The 18454-nt window shown below is 57.6% G+C and carries 18 protein-coding genes; 10 read left to right on the top strand and 8 right to left on the bottom strand.

Annotated features, from left to right (window positions below; genetic code table 11):
• The first annotated feature begins 106 nt into the window (after positions 1–106).
• Together ACPF7Z_RS06175 and nadB are read left to right on the top strand one after the other, a co-directional pair.
• Positions 107–1282 carry an FUSC family protein gene (locus ACPF7Z_RS06175; protein WP_425192322.1) on the top strand — a complete coding sequence of 392 codons (1176 nt, stop codon included), beginning with the start codon at positions 107–109 and terminating at the stop codon, positions 1280–1282.
• On the top strand, positions 1263–2834 hold the full coding sequence (gene nadB, locus ACPF7Z_RS06170) for an L-aspartate oxidase (protein WP_425192321.1): 1572 nt from the start codon (positions 1263–1265) through the stop codon (positions 2832–2834). The genes ACPF7Z_RS06175 and nadB overlap by 20 nt, the downstream gene beginning before the upstream one ends.
• A gap of 373 nt (positions 2835–3207) precedes the next feature.
• Here the strand turns inward: nadB and ACPF7Z_RS06165 are convergent, their stop codons facing one another.
• Positions 3208–3486, bottom strand: a complete 279-nt coding sequence (locus ACPF7Z_RS06165) for a succinate dehydrogenase assembly factor 2 (protein WP_425192320.1) — start codon at positions 3484–3486, stop codon at positions 3208–3210.
• A gap of 205 nt (positions 3487–3691) precedes the next feature.
• On the opposite strand from ACPF7Z_RS06165, the gene ACPF7Z_RS06160 reads away from it, so the two are divergent.
• Genes ACPF7Z_RS06160 through lapB form a run of 3 tightly spaced genes read left to right on the top strand, consistent with a single transcriptional unit; the run spans position 3692 to position 5516 of the window.
• A complete protein-coding gene (locus ACPF7Z_RS06160) occupies positions 3692–3988 on the top strand; it encodes an integration host factor subunit beta (protein WP_425192319.1) in 297 nt (98 codons plus the stop codon).
• Between the two features lie 37 nt (positions 3989–4025).
• Positions 4026–4331, top strand: a complete 306-nt coding sequence (locus ACPF7Z_RS06155; protein ID WP_425192318.1) for a LapA family protein — start codon at positions 4026–4028, stop codon at positions 4329–4331.
• Complete coding sequence (lapB, locus tag ACPF7Z_RS06150) at positions 4332–5516, top strand: lipopolysaccharide assembly protein LapB (protein ID WP_425192317.1); 1185 nt, start codon at positions 4332–4334, stop codon at positions 5514–5516.
• On the opposite strand, the gene pyrF is transcribed toward lapB, so the two are convergent.
• Positions 5494–6210, bottom strand: a complete 717-nt coding sequence (gene pyrF, locus ACPF7Z_RS06145; RefSeq protein ID WP_425192316.1) for an orotidine-5'-phosphate decarboxylase — start codon at positions 6208–6210, stop codon at positions 5494–5496. The genes lapB and pyrF overlap by 23 nt on opposite strands.
• 231 nt (positions 6211–6441) lie before the next feature.
• On the opposite strand from pyrF, the gene ACPF7Z_RS06140 reads away from it, so the two are divergent.
• Positions 6442–6708: a ComEA family DNA-binding protein gene (locus tag ACPF7Z_RS06140; protein WP_425192315.1), complete on the top strand. Its 267-nt coding sequence runs from the start codon at positions 6442–6444 to the stop codon at positions 6706–6708.
• Between the two features lie 87 nt (positions 6709–6795).
• Here the strand turns inward: ACPF7Z_RS06140 and ACPF7Z_RS06135 are convergent, their stop codons facing one another.
• A complete protein-coding gene (locus tag ACPF7Z_RS06135; RefSeq protein ID WP_425192314.1) occupies positions 6796–7557 on the bottom strand; it encodes an SDR family oxidoreductase in 762 nt (253 codons plus the stop codon).
• Positions 7558–7733: 176 nt separating this feature from the next.
• Here ACPF7Z_RS06135 and ACPF7Z_RS06130 point away from each other — a divergent pair, with 176 nt between their 5' ends.
• From ACPF7Z_RS06130 to ACPF7Z_RS06115, 4 genes are all read left to right on the top strand, one after another.
• On the top strand, positions 7734–8249 hold the full coding sequence (locus ACPF7Z_RS06130) for an FxsA family protein (RefSeq protein ID WP_425192313.1): 516 nt from the start codon (positions 7734–7736) through the stop codon (positions 8247–8249).
• 187 nt (positions 8250–8436) lie between these two features.
• The gene (locus tag ACPF7Z_RS06125) at positions 8437–8730 is read left to right on the top strand and encodes a co-chaperone GroES (protein WP_048308681.1); all 294 of its coding nucleotides are present in this window, start codon (positions 8437–8439) and stop codon (positions 8728–8730) included.
• A gap of 72 nt (positions 8731–8802) precedes the next feature.
• The gene (groL, locus tag ACPF7Z_RS06120; protein WP_425192312.1) at positions 8803–10443 is read left to right on the top strand and encodes a chaperonin GroEL; all 1641 of its coding nucleotides are present in this window, start codon (positions 8803–8805) and stop codon (positions 10441–10443) included.
• A gap of 104 nt (positions 10444–10547) precedes the next feature.
• Positions 10548–11288 (top strand): RNA methyltransferase, encoded by a 741-nt coding sequence (locus ACPF7Z_RS06115; protein WP_425192311.1) that lies wholly within the window; start codon positions 10548–10550, stop codon positions 11286–11288.
• Between the two features lie 96 nt (positions 11289–11384).
• Here ACPF7Z_RS06115 and rpsA read toward each other — a convergent pair whose 3' ends face one another.
• The 5 genes from rpsA to serC all read right to left on the bottom strand — a co-directional run bounded on the left by rpsA (position 11385) and on the right by serC (position 18410).
• Positions 11385–13061 (bottom strand): 30S ribosomal protein S1, encoded by a 1677-nt coding sequence (gene rpsA, locus ACPF7Z_RS06110; RefSeq protein WP_425192310.1) that lies wholly within the window; start codon positions 13059–13061, stop codon positions 11385–11387.
• A 192-nt stretch (positions 13062–13253) separates the two neighbouring features.
• Positions 13254–13946, bottom strand: coding sequence for a (d)CMP kinase (gene cmk, locus ACPF7Z_RS06105; RefSeq protein ID WP_425192309.1), 693 nt, complete (start codon positions 13944–13946; stop codon positions 13254–13256).
• Positions 13943–16207: a bifunctional prephenate dehydrogenase/3-phosphoshikimate 1-carboxyvinyltransferase gene (locus ACPF7Z_RS06100; protein ID WP_425192308.1), complete on the bottom strand. Its 2265-nt coding sequence runs from the start codon at positions 16205–16207 to the stop codon at positions 13943–13945. The genes cmk and ACPF7Z_RS06100 overlap by 4 nt, the downstream gene beginning before the upstream one ends.
• A gap of 1 nt (position 16208) precedes the next feature.
• The gene (pheA, locus tag ACPF7Z_RS06095; RefSeq protein WP_425192307.1) at positions 16209–17300 is read right to left on the bottom strand and encodes a prephenate dehydratase; all 1092 of its coding nucleotides are present in this window, start codon (positions 17298–17300) and stop codon (positions 16209–16211) included.
• A 27-nt stretch (positions 17301–17327) separates the two neighbouring features.
• Positions 17328–18410: a 3-phosphoserine/phosphohydroxythreonine transaminase gene (serC, locus tag ACPF7Z_RS06090; RefSeq protein ID WP_425192305.1), complete on the bottom strand. Its 1083-nt coding sequence runs from the start codon at positions 18408–18410 to the stop codon at positions 17328–17330.
• Between the last annotated feature and the right edge of the window lie 44 nt (positions 18411–18454).

Raw genomic sequence — 18454 nt, 5'->3', positions numbered from 1 at the left:
GTTGTATCATCTACCCTCCTCGTTGAGAGCAAAATGCTCTTTTTAATATTCATGGCTGCGTCCTCATCTCCTGGACCGCGACCTGCCGGCTGAAGGGCCATCGCCGATGTCACCATTGCGTCTGCGCGATCCTTATTTCAACTACCGCTATCGCCACTATCTGCATGTGCTGCGTACCAGCCTGGCATTGACGATCACCTTCATCATCGTTACCTCCACACAGATTCCGCACGGAAGCTGGGCACTAGTCAGCACACTGGTCGTGGTCGGTAATCTACACCATATCGGTAGCGTGTTGGATAAAGGTGGGCAACGATTGCTGGGCACGATTCTCGGTGCCATCTGGGGGATCGTGCTGATGCTGATTCCCAATCCGCCCACGGGCGTGGTTCCCTTATGGACGCTGATCAGTATCGCCTTGGCCACTTATGCCACCTTCGCCACACGTTATGGCTACAGCGCGCTGATCTTCGGCATCTCCGTTCTGCTCGTGGTGGGTAGCGGCGATAGCGACCTCACCATCGCGCTGTGGCGCGCCTTCAATGTCCTGCTGGGCACATTGGTCGGTATACTGGTCACCGTATTGGTAGTACCGCAAAAAGCCACCGATGTGTTGCGCTTCTTGTTGGCGGACAACCTGGATAAACTGGCACGGCTTTATCATGCTCACACCAGCGCCTCTGCAGAAAGTGATATCGATACACGCGAGCTGCTCAAGGCCACCACCGCTCAACTGGTCGAACAGAGAAAACTCGTCGACGCCATCCATAGCGAACGACGTCTACGGCGCAACGAACTCGACAGCTTACTGTCGTTGCAGAGGCGCATGCTGTCCACCATCGAGTTGCTGCTGGAAACCCATTGGACGACCCGGGCCGGCCATGAGCGCATCGACGCCATGGAAGGCTTACGCGAGGCTCAGCACCGACTCGCTAGGGTATTGGGAACCTTGGCGTTTCAGGTGCGCACCGGACAGCCTATCGAAGTACAAGTGAAACGCTTCGATCTGGATCAGTATGCCAACCAGGCTATCTCGGCTCGCGGCGAGGACGGACACATGCTATTCAGTCCGAGCGGCTATTTATGGCTCAATCGCGAACTGGCCCGGCTCACGCGCGAACTGAGCCTGCGCCTAGGCCGTCTAAGGCGCTTGCCAAGCAAGCGCCTTAGACGACGAGCGAGCCACCACACTTTGATTAGTGATGCGCACCGGCTGACTCTTGGGTCTGGCACATCCTCCAACGATACGGAAACCCGGCACAATGATTCGCAGCGATCATGACGTTCTAATCATCGGTGGTGGCGTCGCTGGTCTGAGCCTGGCTCTCGAACTGGCCGATCACCGCGCAGTGACACTACTGCGCCCAGCGCAGGACGACTTCGGTGCGAGCCGCTGGGCTCAAGGGGGCATCGCCGCGGTGCTGGCGCCCCAGGACAATATAGAGGCCCATGTCCAGGATACATTGATTGCCGGCGATGGTTTATGTGACGAGAACGCCGTGCGCTTTACCGTCGAGCATGGACCGGACGCGATCGATTGGCTCGTGGCGCTCGGGGTGCCTTTTACGCCAGACACGTCGCCGGATGCGCCCTATCCTTACCACCTTACTCGCGAAGGGGGGCACGGCGCCCGGCGCATCATTCATGCCGCCGACGCTACCGGTCGTGCATTGATCGAGACCTTACTCGATCGAGTGCGGCGACATCCAACCATTCGCCTGGTCGAATCGTGGCAAGCCATCGAGCTACTCAAGGATGCGCAAGACAACTGCAGCGGCGCATTGTGTATTGATGGCCAAGATCAGCACCACCTCGCCGTGGCTCAGGACACTGTGCTTGCCACCGGTGGCGCCAGCGGTCTTTATCAGCATACCACCAGCCCTGCTCCGGCCTGCGGCGAAGGCATGGCGATGGCGGCAGCCTTGGGCGCCACGCTGATGAATCTCGAATTTCAGCAGTTTCATCCGACTTGCCTGTTCGACCCGGGTGGCCGCCCCTTTCTGATCAGCGAGGCGGTACGGGGTGAAGGAGGGTTATTGCGCGATATTCATGGTCGGCGCTTCATGCCGGATTACGATGAGCGCGCCGAACTGGCACCACGGGATATCGTCGCCCGCGCCATTCACGCCGAGATGCTGCGCAACGACGCCTCCCATGTGCTGCTCGACGTTACTCATCTCGCGCCCGCAAGCATCCAAGGGCACTTTCCTACCATTCACGCCCATTGCTTGACTCGTGGGCTTGATATTACACAAACCCCTATTCCCGTAGTGCCGGCAGCCCACTATAGCTGCGGCGGTATTGCCACCGATCTACAAGGCGCCAGTGATGTAGGACACCTGTATGCCATCGGCGAAGTCGCTTGCACCGGTCTGCATGGCGCCAATCGTATGGCCAGCAATTCGCTATTGGAGTGTCTAGTATTCGCTCGCTCCGCAGCCAAGGCACTGCGGACGGGCCAGACTAAAACAGGCGGAGAGCCCATCATTCCCTCCGTTGCAGGTCAGAGGGCGGCATCCGATGCAGGCATCGATCAGGCATTCGCTGCATTGCGTGAAATAATGAGCCAGTCTGCGGGAATCGTGCGCAGTGACACTGGACTCGCTGCGGGTCGCGAATCGCTTGAAAACTTGTACAAGAGACACGAAGTGCTACGAGAGGAGCACGCCGGCCATCTGGCGCTTAGTCGCTTGCATCATGCATTCCGCTTGGCCGGCATGCTACTGGACGTCGCCAGCGCACGCCGCGAGTCCCGGGGACTTCATTACAACCTCGACTGCCCATCTCATGATGCGGCGGGCGCAGTGGCCTCGCAGATAACATTATCGTTCTGAGGATGACCACAACAATATCCGTCGCAAGGAACGATGCGCTTGCCGGTTCATACTGTCCGGCCACAGCCAATTGCGCTCACCATCCACGCGCAATCCGATTAACCAGGGGCCGAGATAATCACAACTCAGCGACGTGTCTCGCCAGTCGTTATTGAGCCCCTCACGCTTCTTCACACATTTCCTCGAACGAGCCTGCCAGCCCCCTGTGGGACCCGGCACCCAGCGTAACTCCCAGCGCTCGTGTCGGCAGCCTTCGCGCCATAGGATCGAGCCGAGAACAGTGGCCGTGGACACGAGAAGCCAGAGCGACCCGTAAACAGCAGCGAGTAAACATACCGCTATTGCCAACAGCGCCATGCAGCCCAAGCGCAGTCTAGAGGGTACGATATTGATCGTTACCGGTTGTTTCAGCATATTCGACGATCATCTGGACGATCCTGCGCAGGGAGTCTTCCCGGGGCCACTCGCGGCGCATCAACCATACGAAAAGATCCTGATCTTCCTGCTCGATCAAGGCTTGATAAGCCGCTTTATCGGCATCGTCAAGCTCGCTGTAGCGATGCTTCAAGAAGGGGATCAGCAGCAGATCAAGCTCCCACATGCCGCGACGCGAATGCCAATAAAGCCGTTTCAGGGCAACATCTTCGCTCACTATGTCTAACCTCGAGTGTTGCGGTTTGGGTGATGGCAGTATAACCGAGGCCGGCAGCGAAAACAGGAACCTGCCGTCACAGTAAAGGAAAGCCTTTTATCGTTATGCTAGTGCGTTGTTTTTTCACGGTTTGAGCAGTATGCTCAACGGAACAACAATACCTGTCAGCCTGTCGGCGGCGCAGTAAGCCGCACGGAGATATCCGATGACCAAGTCCGAATTGATCGAACAGATCGCCATGCGACAGCCTGAGCTGTCACTCAAGGAAGTCGAAGCCGCGGTGCGCGTCATTCTAGACGATATTACCGACACATTAGCCAGCGGTGGACGTGTAGAGATACGTGGCTTTGGCAGTTTTTCCCTGCACTTTCGTGAACCGCGTCTGGGCCGCAACCCCAAAACCGGAGAAGCAGTCGATCTGGAAGGCAAGTTCGTGCCACACTTCAAACCAGGCAAGGAGCTTCGCGAACAGGTCAACGCCAGTCGAGCCTTAGGCTACTGACGCCTCCATTGTTACCGAAATCGAAAAGGATACACTTATGCGTTGGCTCAAAGGGCTGTTGCTGGCCATCATTCTTCTGGTGGTGCTGCTGCTGGGCATTCTCTTCGCTGTCAACAATCAGCAGGCATTACCGCTCAACCTGATCTGGATGGAATTGCCCCCGGCCTCGCTATCGCTGTGGTTGCTCGTGGCGCTGGCCATCGGCGTTCTTTTGGGCATGCTGGCGATGAGCGGCGTTTATCTGCGATTACGCACTCTATTGACCCGTGCTCAGCGCCATAATCAACAACAACGCAAAGAGCTCGACCGCCTACGCACCCAGGAGTTCAAGGAAAGCCCGTAAATGCCTGATCTCTTGCTGCTGGCATTGCTGGTGGCGGCGATTGCCATCGGTTGGTGGCTGGGCCGCCGTCAGCGTGAGCCACTGGTTCGTCCTGTCCAGCAGCAGAGCATGCTCTCCCGGGACTACTTCACTGGGCTCAATTACCTACTTAACGAGCAGCCCGATCGCGCTATTGAAACCTTCATTCAAGCATTGGAGATCAATAGCGATACCGTCGATACGCACATTGCACTAGGCAACCTTTTCCGCAGCCGTGGCGAGGCCGATCGCGCTGTTCGAATTCATCAGAATCTGCTCGCCCGTCCCACCCTGAATACGGCACAAAGCGATCAAGTCCAACTTGAACTATCACGTGATTTCCTGCAACTCGGGGTGCTCGATCGCGCCGAGCGTCTTCTTCAACAACTGATACGCGATACTCACGATGAAGACCTCCGCCGTTCCGCCAAACGCCTGCTGGTGGATCTCTTCGAGCGCGAGCGGGAATGGCAGCAAGCGCTGGAGGTTGCCTCATCGAAGCTGCTGCGCCAAGAAGATGACATACGCCGTGCGGCGGCTCACTGGCTGTGTGAATTGGCACAGCAACATCTCGAAGCAGCCAGCCCCTCTCTGGCACGCAAACATCTACGCCAGGCACTGACCACGGATCCTGCCTGCGTCCGTGCCAACTGGCTTCTTGCCACCATCGAACGCGAGGCTGGCAATTATAAGGCTGAAATTCGTTTTCTGAGGCGCATTCCCGAGCAGGATCGGCACTTCACTCCCATCGTTCTTGAGCCCTTGCGCGACGCCTATCTCAAACTCGAAGACGAAGAGGGTCTGGAACAGAGCTTGCGTCTATTAAATGAACCTGCTCCCTATACCAGTGCCGTGATCATGATTGCACAATCCCTGGCGCGTCGCGGAGATCGCGCCGGGGCAACCGCCTTTGCCGTTGAACAAATCAACGCCAATCCCAGCCTGCGCGGTATCGATTATCTGATGGAGCTCTATCTGCTCGATCGAGAGGTTCCCCAATACGAGCACATAGCACTCTTGCAACAACATATCGCTAAACGGTTAGAAGCCCAGCCACGCTTTCGATGTCATCGTTGCGGCTTTTCGGGTATGCAACTGCATTGGCACTGCCCCCGCTGTCGCAGCTGGGGGACCGTCAAACCTATCAATGGCCTGGAGGGGGAATGACAAGCGTCTTCTCGATATCCGCCAATGCCGCCATGGGATCCTCGGCCTGAGTGACAGGACGACCGATGACAAGATGTGTACTGCCGGCGTCCAGCGCCTCATTCGGCGTGAACGTGCGACGCTGATCATCGCTCTGGTCGGACGCAAAGCGTATTCCCGGTGTCACCTTGAGAAATGCTTCACCACAGGTTTGGCGCAGGCGCGATGATTCCTGGGGCGAACATACGACACCTGCCAGTCCACAGGACTGGGTCAAGGCGGCTAGCCTCTCGACTTGCTCGAGGGGCTCGACATTCAGCCCGATCTCCGTCAGGTCACTGCGCTCAATGCTCGTGAGCACCGTCACCGCGATCAGGTGAGTCGTCAGATTGTTGATCTCCAGTCGCTCCCTGGCTGCCTCCATCATTCGTCGACCACCGCTGGCATGCACGTTGACCATCCATACGCCCTGTTCTGCTGCGGCCTGGACCGCCCCGGCCACGGTCGTGGGGATATCGTGGAATTTGAGATCCAGAAACACCTCGAAGCCACGCCCATGCAGGGCTTCTACCACGTTGGGACCGCTGCGAGTGAACAACTCCTTGCCCACTTTGACACGACAGCGCCGGGGGTCGAGTTGGTCCGCCATGCATAAGGCTGCATCCAGGGAAGGGTAATCCAGCGCGATGATCAACGGCGAAGCAGAGAGAGACATAGCGGCTCCAGGAACGAATTTACCCCAGTATATCAGTCTCACACCTCGCTCGAGCAGCGGCCGTCGCTAAGTGAATATCCTCGCAGACGGGTCGAAGTCGTCGGTCAGACGAGCCGATATCTTACAATAAATTACGTTATTGGCTATATTTGTAACAGAGTGTCTTTCTATAAGGTTACCAAGCGGTAACCCTAGTTCCGTCATAAAAGTTCAGTCATAAAAGGAATAGAGATGAAGACAGTCTTCAAGGCGATTCTGTTTAGCCTGTTACTCGGCTCAGCGCCCCTCGTCATGGCACAGCAGGCCCAATCGGTCAATATCAACAATGCCGACGCTGAAACGTTGACCCAGCTTCCCGGTATTGGTGATGCCAAGGCACAAGCGATCATCGAAGATCGCGAGACCAACGGCCCCTTCACTAGTGCTGAGGATCTGAGCCGCGTCAACGGCATTGGTGATGCCACCGTGGAATCACTTCGCGACCAGATCGCCTATTGAACAGCTCGTTCACCGCGCAACGAGGCATACCTTGGTTTTTCTCGTTGCGCTCGAATTGAAGCGATTCACGGTTACATGATTAGTCGTTTATACCCGTAAACCGCCATCGCACTCCAGCACACGACCGCTGAAGTAGTTGTTCTCGAAGATATAACGCACGCTGTCAGCAATGTTTTCGGGCAGCCCCAAACGTCCGAGCGGCACACCCTTGGTGATTTTCTCGAGGATTTCAGGACGCATCGATGCGGTCATCTCTGTTTCGATAAAGCCCGGTGCGACTGCACCGACCCGAATTCCGTAGCGGGCAAGTTCTTTGGCCCAGGTCACGGTCAACGCCGCGACACCTGCCTTGGCGGCGGCATAATTACTTTGCCCCATGTTACCGGCTCGAGAAATACTCGAGATATTGACGATGACGCCTTGAGTACCGGCCTCGATCATCTGGCTGGCGGCCTCGCGACCACACAGGAACACACCTGTCAGATTGACATCGATCACCTGCTGCCACTGCTTCAGCGACATTGTCGAGACAACCTCCCCGTCCTTGGCCTTGACCAGCAAACCGTCCCGCGTGATGCCGGCGTTGTTGACTAGCCCCGCCACCGGCCCGAGCTTTGCTCGAATCTCGGTGAACACCTCGATGACGGACGACTCTTCGGCCACGTTGGCAACAAAGGCCTGTGCCTGAATGTGGGAGTCGGCCAGAACATTGACCGCTTGCTCGAGTTGCTCGGCATCCAGGTCAATCAAGGCAATGCGTGCCCCACGCTCGCCCAGCATCTTGGCCATGGCCAGCCCCAATCCTTGAGCACCGCCGGTAATCGCAATCACCTCATCGTTAATGTGCATTTTTACCTCCAGTCCTTAATTAGTTTGTGCGCTGCAGCATACTGCAATCAGCCTCTTTTTTCCAGCATCGAAAGAGGTGCTCGGTTGAAGCCAATTGCCTTTCACTTCACTCTGCAAGACTTGCATTATCACCAGCCGCCTCCATCCTTTAGGGAGTACCGTGACCTGGAGCCGCCATGCCGATTCTTCTCGCTTTTACACTATTCGCGCTGCTCGACTTCGTGATCCTGTTCTCCGTGGGCGCACAGATCGGGTTATTGGCTACCCTTGCCCTGATCCTTGCCACCGGCTTCATAGGCCTGTATCTGGTTCGACGGGAAGGCGTTGCCACCTTGCAACGCGCGCAACAACGCCTGGCTCAAGGTGAGATTCCCTCGGATGAGCTGATGACCGGTGCGGCGTTGATCTTCGGTGGCGCCCTGCTCATGGCCCCCGGCTTTCTCTCGGATGCGCTGGGCTTTCTATGCCTTCTACCCACTTCCAGGCGTGCGCTAGGCAAGCTGCTTTCGCGTCTCCCTTTTCAGATCAAGGGAGTCGGCATGAGCAGCCACTATAGACGCGGCTCGGAAGGCTGGGAGCAGCACACTACTCACAATAGCGATTCCCGTGAAAATCAAAGCTCCGATAAAGGCCATAAGGATGCCTCACCATTGGAAGGAGACTTCATCTCCAAGGATGAGCCGCGCCACTGAATTTTTTTCATTTGCGCCCCTTGAAAGGCGCACCGTCGTCCCCATCAAGGGACAGTAACGAAATCAGACCCGTCCGTAGGCAACGATTACTGACGGGTCAACAACAAAGGAAAGCGCTGCTTTCCACCCTGAGCGCCTAGCCCTCAGGTGCATTTTGAGTCATGTAACCATTAGGAGAACGTGAGCAATGAATATCCGTCCCTTGCACGATCGCGTCGTAGTTCGTCGCGTCGAAGAAGAGCAAAAAACCGCTGGCGGCATCGTGCTTCCGGGCAACGCCCAGGAAAAACCGACTCGGGGTGAGATTCTCGCCGTCGGTAATGGCCGGATCCTAGATAACGGCGAAGTGCGCCCTCTAGATGTGAAAGTCGGCGATACCGTCATCTTCAAGGAAGGTTTTGGCGTCGAGAAACAGAAAATCGACGGCGAAGAAGTGTTGATCATGAGTGAAACCGACATCCTCGCCGTGGTCGAAGGTTGATCAGCGGTAGGCGCCGCACCACTTATTTTACTCCGAACTTCTTTTTAAGCACTGATTCAGGAAGCAACGACAATGGCAGCGAAACAGATCAAGTTTTCAGATGACGCGCGCAAGCGCATGGCACGTGGTGTCAATGTCCTGGCGGATGCCGTCAAGGCAACCCTAGGACCCAGGGGACGCAACGTGGTTCTCGAAAAATCCTTTGGCGCACCGACCGTCACCAAGGATGGCGTTTCAGTCGCCAAGGAAATCGAACTCAAGGATAGATTCGAGAACATGGGCGCACAGATGGTCAAGGAAGTCGCTTCCAAGACCTCCGATGTGGCCGGCGACGGTACCACTACCGCGACCGTGCTGGCTCAGTCCATCGTCAACGAAGGCCTCAAGGGCGTTACCGCCGGCATGAATCCAATGGATCTCAAGCGCGGTATCGACCAGGCGATCATTGCTGCGGTCAAGGAAATCGAGCAGCTGGCCGTGCCCTGCACCGATTCCAAGGCCATCGCCCAAGTGGGTACCATTTCCGCCAACGGCGATGCGCGTATCGGCCAGATCATCGCCGACGCGATGGAGAAAGTCGGTAAGGAAGGTGTCATCACCGTCGATGAAGGCCGTGGCTTCGAGGACGAGCTCGAAGTGGTCGAAGGCATGCAGTTCGACCGTGGTTATCTCTCGCCCTACTTCGTGACCAACCAGGAAACCATGGCGGTCGAACTGGAAGACCCGCTGCTCCTGTTGGTCGACAAGAAGATATCCAATATCCGCGAATTGCTGCCGGTACTCGAGAGTGTCGCCAAGGCGGGCAAGCCGTTGGTGATCATCTCCGAAGACATCGAAGGCGAAGCGCTGGCGACACTGGTCGTCAACAACATGCGTGGCATCGTCAAGGTCGCGGCAGCCAAGGCACCTGGCTTTGGTGATCGCCGCAAGGCCATGCTGCAGGACATCGCCGTGCTCACCGGTGGTACCGTGATTTCAGAAGAAGTCGGTCTCACCCTCGAGCAGGCCAACCTGGACCATCTGGGTAATGCAAAGCGCATCACCATGTCCAAGGAAAACACGACCATCATCGATGGCGCCGGCGCCGAGAACGACATCGAAGCCCGGGTCAGCCAGATTCGTGCCCAGATCGAAGAGACCTCCTCCGACTACGATCGCGAGAAACTTCAGGAGCGTGTCGCCAAGCTGGCCGGCGGCGTCGCCGTCATCCGCGTCGGTGCGGCTACCGAAGTGGAAATGAAGGAGAAGAAGGCTCGTGTCGAAGACGCCCTGCACTCCACTCGTGCAGCCGTCGAAGAAGGTGTCGTGCCTGGTGGTGGTACCGCCCTGATTCGTATCCTGACCCGCATGAAAGATCTCAAGGGCGACAACGAAGACCAGACCCACGGCATCGGCATCGCACTGCGTGCCATGGAGTCTCCGCTGCGTCAGATCGTCACCAACGCGGGTGAAGAGGCTTCCGTTATCGTCAATCGCATCAAGGACAGCGAAGGCAATTACGGCTATAACGCTCAAACCGGCGAGTATGGCGACCTGTTCGAGATGGGCGTCCTCGACCCGGCCAAGGTAACCCGCTCTGCACTGCAGTCCGCCGGTTCCGTGGCAGGTCTGATGATCACCACCGAAGCGATGATCGCCGACGATCCGGACGAGAAAGAAGCCGGTGGCGCTCCAGACATGGGCGGCATGGGTGGCATGGGCGGTATGATGTAAGCCCGGACCATACCCATCAGACTGCTGGCTTTAGTCTGACTAACGAACCCCGCTGAGTTGATCAGCGGGGTTTTTCTTTTCCATCATGCCGATACTTAAAGCCGATGCTTTCCAATATTCGAATCGTCCTTGTTCAAACCTTCCATCCCGGCAATATTGGTGCCAGCGCTCGAGCCATGAAAACCATGGGCTTATCACAACTGACACTGGTCAATCCGCGCTGCTTCCCTGACGAGGAAGCTACGCGACTGGCCGCCGGTGCCGAAGACGTCGTTATCAATGCCAGCGTCACCAACGCCATGGCCGACGCGGTTGCCGACTGCGTACAGGTGATCGGAGCCAGTGCGCGACTGCGCAACCTACCACTACCCCATTTCGATGAACCCGACCGGATGGCAGAGGACACCATTACTGTTGCACGAAGCGAACCAGTGGCCCTGGTATTCGGGCGCGAGCGTTTCGGTTTGACCAATGACGAGCTTCGCCATTGCACCCATCAGGTCAGCATTCCAGCCAATCCCGACTACGGCATACTGAATCTCGCTCAGGCGGTGCAGGTACTTTGCTATGAGTTGTTTCGTGCTCAACAGCGCACACAGCAAACACATACTCATCAAGCACTACCTCGCCAGACCCCATTGCCCAGTCAGGAGCAACTAGCGCATTTTTACGAACATCTGCATCGCGTCATGAAGGATGTCGGCTTTCTCACCCAACCTCATGCTCGTACCGAAGAACACCTGCACGCCTTGTTCGCTCGCGCACAGCCAAGCCGCAAGGAGCTTTCCATCCTGCGTGGGTTCCTGAGCGCCGTCGAAAAAAAGGCTCAAGACACCAACCCATAAAAAACGCGGCCTCATATCAAGAGGCCGCGTCGATGCTTATCTAACTTTCTATATTTCTACGCCAATGTATGACGTAGAAACATCAGGACCGAACAATCAGTCTTGACCCATCTGCTGCTTGATCAGGTCGCCGATGGTGGTCGGGCCACCGCTTTCGGTTTCCTGTTCCCGCAGTTTACCCATGTTGCGACGGGTATCAGCCTGATCTTTGGCTTTGATCGAGAGCGTGATGCCGCGATTCTTGCGATCCACACCCACGATACGGGCTTCGACACTATCACCTTCGCTTAGTACGTTGCGCGCATCTTCGACGCGATCGGCACTGATCTCGGATGCCTTGAGCACCGCCACCACGTCGGTAGCCAGCTCGACATGGGCTTCCTTGGCATCGATCTCGACGACACGACCGGTGACGATGGCACCCTTGTCATTGACCGCCAGGAACTCGGAGACCGGATCGCTCTCGAGCTGCTTGATGCCCAGGGAAATACGCTCGCGCTCAGGATCGATGGACAGGATGACGGCTTCTGCCTCATCGCCCTTCTTGAACTGACGCACCGCCTCTTCGCCGGTTTCCGACCAGGAGATGTCGGACAGATGAACCAGACCGTCGATACCACCTTCCAAGCCGATGAAGATACCGAAATCGGTAATCGACTTGATGGTTCCAGAGACACGATCACCCTTGTTGTAACGGGCACTGAAGTCTTCCCACGGATTGGTGGTGCACTGCTTGATACCCAAGGAGATACGACGACGTTCCTCGTCGATATCCAGTACCATGACTTCGACTTCGTCACCCACCTGAACGACCTTGGAGGGGTGGATGTTCTTGTTGGTCCAATCCATTTCGGAGACGTGGACCAGACCCTCGACACCCTCTTCCAACTCGGCGAAACAGCCGTAATCAGTGAGGTTCGTGACGCGGGCATTGACCTTCATGCCTTCCGGATAACGGTCCTTGATGTTGACCCAGGGATCTTCGCCCAGCTGCTTCAAGCCCAGGGAGACGCGATTGCGCTCACGATCGAACTTGAGCACCTTGACGTTGATCTCATCGCCCACCCCGACGATCTCGCTCGGATGCTTGATGCGCTTCCAGGCCATATCGGTGATGTGCAGCAGACCATCGACGCCGCCCAGGTCCACGAAGGCACCGTAATCGGTCAGGTTCTTGACGATACCATTGATCTGCTGGCCTTCCTGAAGCGTTGCCAGCAGCGCTTCACGTTCGGCGCTGTTTTCGGCTTCAAGCACGGCACGGCGCGAGACAACCACGTTGTTGCGCTTGGGATCGAGCTTGATGACCTTGAAATCCAGTTCCTTGTTTTCCAGGTGCGCGGTGTCACGCACCGGGCGCACATCCACCAGAGAACCTGGCAGGAAAGCGCGGATGGAGGCGACATCGACGGTGAAGCCGCCCTTCACCTTGCCATTGATCACGCCCTTGACGATCTCATCCTTTTCGAAAGCCGCTTCGAGCTCTTTCCAGGCCTCGGCACGCTTGGCCTTTTCGCGGGACAGACGCGTCTCACCGAAACCATCTTCGACGGCTTCCAGCGCTACCTTGACTTCGTCACCGATGCCAATGGTCAGTTGGCCATTGTCATCCTTGAACTGAGCAGCGGGAATCTGCCCTTCGGATTTCAGGCCGGCATTGACAGTAATCCAGTCGTTCTCAATATCCACCACGGTCGCCATGACGATGGCACCCGGCTCCATATTGATATCCTGGAGAGATTGTTCAAACAGTTCAGCAAAGCTTTCGCTCATGAGCATCCTACATGATCAACGTTAATGGCGGTTGTCGCCTTCTCCGCGCCACCAGCGAACGCGGGCCTAATCTACATATTTCCCCGAAGATGTTGACGCTGGTTTGATCCAAATCGACTTGCCACAAGAAATGCCGGTTTGCATCATGACATCGTTACGGGGTCCGGAAGTGTCGTTTGCCTGACAAGGCATTCAAACGGACGGTTCAAGCCCTGATCTGGCCAGCAACCCTTGAATACGATCCACCACGTCCGGTATCGACAACTCGGTGGTGTCCAACTCGATGGCATCATCCGCCGGTTTGAGTGGGGCCACCGCACGCTGCATATCACGTGCATCCCGAGCTTGTATCTCTTTTAAAAGACTCGATAGACTAGCATTCGCACCACTTTCCTGCAACTGCAAGTACCGGCGCCGAGCCCGCTCCTGGGCCGAGGCGGTGAGGAAAACCTTCAGTGTCGCCTGGGGGAAAACCACCGTTCCCATATCGCGCCCATCGGCGACCAGACCAGGGGGTTTCTGAAAATCGCGCTGCCGAGCCAGCAAGGCATTGCGTACCCTTTGCAGAACGGCCACTTGAGAGGCGCGCTCGCCGACCTCTTCGGTGCGAATTGCTCGGCTGACATCTTCACCCTCGAGGAGAACTCGCGCATTGCCATTTTCGGCGAGAAAGGCCACGTCCAGCGTCTCGGCGAGCCTTGCCAGTCCGGACTCGTCATCCAGGGGCACGCCATGTTTGGCAGCGGCCTGGGCAGTCAGACGATAGAGTGCTCCGGAATCGAGCAAGTGCCAACCCAGCCGCTCTGCAATCAAACGGCTGACCGTGCCCTTCCCGGCGCCACCCGGACCATCGATGGCCAGCACCGGCTCCTGTGCAGTCGTCACGCTTGTTCCTCCAGGTTAAGCCCCACGCGGCGTGCCAATTCGACAAAGCCAGGAAATGAAGTGGCCACATTGGCGCAGTCATCGATGACGATATCATCGCTCGCGCGCAGGCTAGCAATGGCAAATGCCATGGCAATGCGATGATCCCCCAGGCTATCGATACGTCCACCGCCATAGCTGGGCCTCTCGGCTCCTTGGCCTTGATCGCGGCCTTGAATATCGATGCCATCCGCATAGAGTGTGGTATCGACGCCCAAGGCGCTCAACCCATCCGCCATGGCCTGAAGCCGATCGGATTCCTTGACTCTTAGTTCCTCGGCGCCGCGCAGACGAGTCTTGCCCACCGCATTGGCGGCGGCGATGAAAAGCGCCGGAAACTCATCGATGGCCAGTGGCACCTGCTCCTCAGGAATATCGATCCCCTTGAGGGGCCGATAGCGGATGCGAATGTTGGCTACCGACTCGCCACTCACTTCCTGCTCATCGATCAGTTCGAGATCCGCGCCCATGGCCTTGAGAATATTGATCACGCCAATACGCGTTGGGTTGGTGCCGACATGCTCGAGAATCAGATCCGCTCCCGGTGTGATCGCCGCGGCGACTAGGAAGAAGGTCGCCGAGGAGATATCCGAGGGCACATCGATGGGGCCGGCGGTCAGGCGACCACCGCCTTCGAGCCAGGCAGTATCGCCTTCGCGATGCACCGGATACCCGAAGCCATTAAGCATACGTTCGGTGTGATCCCGGGTGGGTGCTGGCTCGTTCACCCGAGTCTCACCTGTGGCGTAAAGACCCGCCAGCAACAGACATGACTTGACCTGAGCACTGGCCATGGGCATATCGTAGGCAATGCCTTCGAGTGGCTGCCCTCCCTTGATTCTCAAAGGAGGACGCTGTCCCTCGGTGGACTCGATGACCGCCCCCATCAAGCGCAAGGGATCGATGATCCGCCCCATCGGACGCTTGGTCAGCGAGGCATCGCCGGTCAGCTCGGTATCAAAGGATTGACCGGCCAGTAGCCCGGCGAACAAGCGCATGGCCGTGCCGGCATTGCCCACATAGAGCGGCCCGGCGGGCTTCTTCAGGCCGTGCATGCCGACACCATGGATGGTCACACGCCCCTGGTGCGGCCCTTCAATGGCGACGCCCATCTCGCGAAAGGCCTGCAGCGTCGCAAGACTATCTTCGCCTTCGAGGAATCCCTGCACTTGGGTAACACCCTCGGCCAGGGCACCCAACATGATCGCCCGGTGGGAGATCGACTTGTCGCCGGGCACTCGAATCGAGCCACTGACAGCGCCGCCCGGGCGGGCCCGATAGCGGACATTACGTAATTCCATCGTTTGGTATCTCGTCTTGTTCAATAACGTATCGAAATAGTGTCGGGCATGACTGGCCCGATCAAGGGTGGCCAACAGGGCATCGTCATCGCCACTTGTGATGGCCATTCTCAAGCGGGCGATGCCACTTTCGAAATCATCCAATGCCGTCAACAGGGCATCCCGGTTGGCGCTGAAGATATCGCGCCACATCACCGGATCGCTGCCGGCGATGCGTGTGAAATCGCGAAAACCGCCTGCGGCATAACGGAATATTTCCAGCCTATCGTCCTGGCGTGCCAGGGTGTCGACCAGCGAGAAGGCCAACAGATGCGGTAAGTGACTCGTGCGCGCCAGCACCTCATCGTGGCGCTCCACCGTCATTTCAAGCACCTCGGCGCCGCAAGCCGCCCATAGCGCACGTACGCGCAGCAAGGCGCTGGGATCGGTGTCGGTTTGGGGCGTTAAAATGACTTTGTGTTGCCGGTACAAGGAAGCATCGGAGGCAGCCACCCCGCTCTTCTCCGAGCCGGCGATCGGATGGCCCAGCACCATGTTGGTCGGCAATCTCCCGAACACCCTCTCCGCTGCCGCGCAAATCGCCAGCTTGGTACTGCCGACATCGGTCACCACCTGATCCTCGATCAACGGTGCCAAGGTACGCAATACGGATTCCATGGCCAGCACCGGCACTGCCAGCAGGATCATCGAGCTGCCGGGAACCAGAGGGCCGAGTTCGGAGCCACCGGCATCGATCACCCCCATCTCGAGGCCCCGGGCGATTTCATTGGCATCACGATCATAGGCGACGATCTCACCCTTGAATCCCGCCGCTTTGAGCGCTCGCGCCAAGGAGCCACCGATCAGCCCGAGCCCTACGATCAGGAGTCGGGATTCAGCGATACCACTTGCGTCCTGCAGATCGTATTGTGCCGCTGCCATGCTAGAGCACACCCTGGGGATAAGATCCCAGCACCTTCACTTCGGCAGCACGCAAGCGTATTTCCTCCAGTACCGCTGCTACTTCCGGCTGGTCGCGATGCCCTTTCAAATCGATGAAGAACACGTAGTTCCACACACCGGAACGTGACGGCCGGGTTTCCAGACGGGTCAGGTCGATCTGGTGGCGATGGAAGGGTTCGAGCAGATCGTGCAGTGCGCCGGGCTGGTTGCGCATCGCTACCACCAGTGACGTCTTGTCATCGCCGGACAAAGGAACATCCTGGTTGCCGATGATCAGAAAACGCGTGGAATTATCCGGGCGATCCTCGATCTTCTCGGCAATTCTTTCAAGCCCGTAGAGCTTACCCGCCATGTCACCGGCGATGGCGGCGCTATGCCACTCGGTCTTGACCAGTCGTGCGGCTTCGGCATTGGACGAGACCGGCACTCGTTCAGCCTGAGGATAATGTGCATCCAGCCACTTGCGACACTGGGCAAAGGACTGGGGGTGTGAGTAGATGCGCGAGATCTTGTCCCGGCGCGTGGTACCGGCGACCAGTAAATGGTGGTGAATGCGCAGCACCACCTCACCACAGATACGCATCGAAGAGTCCATGAAGGAATCCAGCGTATGGTTGATCACCCCTTCGGTGGAGTTTTCCACCGGTACTACGCCGTAATGGGCAGCGCCGGCCTCGACCTCCCGGAATACTTCATCGATCGCCGCCATGGGCAGGCTCTTGGCGCTGTCACCAAAATGCTTGAGGGTCGCCTGCTGGGTAAAGGTGCCTTCCGGCCCGAGGTAGGCGACCTTGACCGGCTGTTCCAGCGCTAGACAGGCGGACATGATTTCCCGGAACAACCGGGCCATCTCTTCGGAGTCCAGCGGTCCGCTGTTGAGCGCCATGATACGGCGCAGCACCTGAGCTTCTCGCTCCGGTCGATAGAAGCTCGCGCCAGGATCGGAGGCACTCTTGACCTGGGCGACCTGCTGGGCACAGCTCGCCCGCTCACTGATCAGACGCAGAATCTCGCCATCGATCTGATCGATACGCTCGCGCAATTCATCGAGGTCGATTGGGGACTCGCTCATACCCCCTACTCCTTTCTTGGCCATGGATTAGCCATGGCGTTTTTCAAAATCGCTCATAAAACCCACCAGCGCTTCCACCGCCGCTTCGCTCACGGCATTGTAAAGACTGGCCCGCATCCCACCGACACTGCGATGCCCCTTGAGGTTGAGCAGACCCGCCGCTTCAGCTTCTTCGAGAAAAACCGTGTTGAGAGACTCATCCGCCAGCACGAAAGGCACGTTCATGCGCGAACGATTGATCGGCGCAATGGGACTGCTATAGAAGCCGCTTGCATCAATAGCATCGTACAATCGTGCCGCCTTGCGCGCATTGATGACCTCGATCGCCTCAACCCCACCGACATCGTTTTTCAACCAGTCGAACACCAGCCCCGCCAGATACCAGGCGTAGGTGGGCGGGGTGTTGTACATGGAGCCATTCTCGGCCATGACCCGGTAATTGAACATGGTCGGCGTCTCGGGCTTGGCTCGGTCGAGTAGATCGTCGCGAACGATGACCAGCGTCAACCCCGCCGGCCCTATATTCTTCTGCGCCCCGGCATAGATCACCCCGAAACGGGAGACGTCCAGCGGTCTCGAAAGGATCGACGAGGACATGTCGCAGCACAGCGGCACATCACTCCTGGGGATGTAATCGAAGGCCAGGCCGCCGATGGTCTCGTTGTCGGTGTAGTGGAGATAGGCCGCATCATCCGAGAGCTGAATATCCTCGGGCCGGGGAACGGCAGTCAGACCATTGGCTTCACTGGACGCCGCCACATGCGCGCCCCCTAGATGCCTGGCCTCGGCGATGGCCTTCTTGCCCCAGATGCCGGTATACAAATAGTTGGGCGTGCCGCCGTTGCCCAGCAGGTTATAAGGCAGCATGGCAAATTGCGTAGAGGCCCCACCCTGCAGGAACAGCACCCTGTAATTATCCGGCACCTGGAGCAACGCACGGAAGTTGGCCTCGGCATTCTCGGCAATGGTTACGAACTCGGGGCTGCGATGGCTCATTTCCATCACCGAGAGCCCGCGACCCTCATAATCGAGCAACTCTTCCCGGGCGCGCTCCAGCACCGGCGTGGGCAAAGCGGCAGGACCGGCACAAAAATTATACTTGCGTGTCATTGGCAGTACATCTCGGACAGGGGACGAAAAAAAGCGACCGCCGA

The sequence above is a fragment of the Halomonas sp. GXIMD04776 genome (assembly GCF_049808615.1).
In the GTDB taxonomy this organism is placed as follows: domain Bacteria; phylum Pseudomonadota; class Gammaproteobacteria; order Pseudomonadales; family Halomonadaceae; genus Modicisalibacter.
Note: the sequence above shows the minus strand (reverse complement) of the source record. Positions and strands in the feature narration are given on the sequence as shown.

Coding starts and splice junctions, on each gene's coding strand:
- ACPF7Z_RS06100 (WP_425192308.1), bottom strand. CDS start 16,207: ATGGCAGCGGCACAATACGATCTGCAGGACGCAAGTGGTATCGCTGAA.
- serC (WP_425192305.1), bottom strand. CDS start 18,410: ATGACACGCAAGTATAATTTTTGTGCCGGTCCTGCCGCTTTGCCCACG.
- ACPF7Z_RS06115 (WP_425192311.1), top strand. CDS start 10,548: ATGCTTTCCAATATTCGAATCGTCCTTGTTCAAACCTTCCATCCCGGC.
- pyrF (WP_425192316.1), bottom strand. CDS start 6,210: ATGTCTCTCTCTGCTTCGCCGTTGATCATCGCGCTGGATTACCCTTCC.
- ACPF7Z_RS06155 (WP_425192318.1), top strand. CDS start 4,026: ATGCGTTGGCTCAAAGGGCTGTTGCTGGCCATCATTCTTCTGGTGGTG.
- lapB (WP_425192317.1), top strand. CDS start 4,332: ATGCCTGATCTCTTGCTGCTGGCATTGCTGGTGGCGGCGATTGCCATC.
- nadB (WP_425192321.1), top strand. CDS start 1,263: ATGATTCGCAGCGATCATGACGTTCTAATCATCGGTGGTGGCGTCGCT.
- ACPF7Z_RS06140 (WP_425192315.1), top strand. CDS start 6,442: ATGAAGACAGTCTTCAAGGCGATTCTGTTTAGCCTGTTACTCGGCTCA.
- ACPF7Z_RS06135 (WP_425192314.1), bottom strand. CDS start 7,557: ATGCACATTAACGATGAGGTGATTGCGATTACCGGCGGTGCTCAAGGA.
- ACPF7Z_RS06175 (WP_425192322.1), top strand. CDS start 107: ATGTCACCATTGCGTCTGCGCGATCCTTATTTCAACTACCGCTATCGC.
- rpsA (WP_425192310.1), bottom strand. CDS start 13,061: ATGAGCGAAAGCTTTGCTGAACTGTTTGAACAATCTCTCCAGGATATC.
- ACPF7Z_RS06160 (WP_425192319.1), top strand. CDS start 3,692: ATGACCAAGTCCGAATTGATCGAACAGATCGCCATGCGACAGCCTGAG.
- ACPF7Z_RS06125 (WP_048308681.1), top strand. CDS start 8,437: ATGAATATCCGTCCCTTGCACGATCGCGTCGTAGTTCGTCGCGTCGAA.
- groL (WP_425192312.1), top strand. CDS start 8,803: ATGGCAGCGAAACAGATCAAGTTTTCAGATGACGCGCGCAAGCGCATG.
- pheA (WP_425192307.1), bottom strand. CDS start 17,300: ATGAGCGAGTCCCCAATCGACCTCGATGAATTGCGCGAGCGTATCGAT.
- ACPF7Z_RS06130 (WP_425192313.1), top strand. CDS start 7,734: ATGCCGATTCTTCTCGCTTTTACACTATTCGCGCTGCTCGACTTCGTG.